Raw genomic sequence first — 274 nt, forward strand, 5'->3', positions numbered from 1 at the left:
CGGGTCACGCAGATGGCGCGGGCGGTGAAGACCGACCGGCGGCGGGCGCGGGCCGAAGCGGCGCAGGGTGAGGCGGCGCGGGGTGAGGCGGCGCGGGGTGCGTCGTTCGGGGCGGACGGTGCCGATGAGCCCGGTGTGGATGAGCCCGGTGTGGATGAGCCCGGTGTGGATGAGCCTGGTGTGGATGAGCGCGCTGTGGATGAGGGCACGGTGGTGGCGGCCACGGATCTGCGGTCGATGGATCAGCTGCGGGTGGACATCCTCGCCGACATCC

Annotated in this window: 1 pseudogene; it reads left to right on the forward strand. The window is 73.0% G+C overall.

Annotated elements, in window-relative coordinates:
* Positions 1-24: 24 nt before the first annotated feature.
* Positions 25-274 (forward strand): annotated as a pseudogene (locus GB932_RS19005) (hypothetical protein); the annotation flags it as partial.

This window comes from Microbacterium karelineae (assembly GCF_009745985.1).
Taxonomy (GTDB): domain Bacteria; phylum Actinomycetota; class Actinomycetes; order Actinomycetales; family Microbacteriaceae; genus Microbacterium; species Microbacterium karelineae.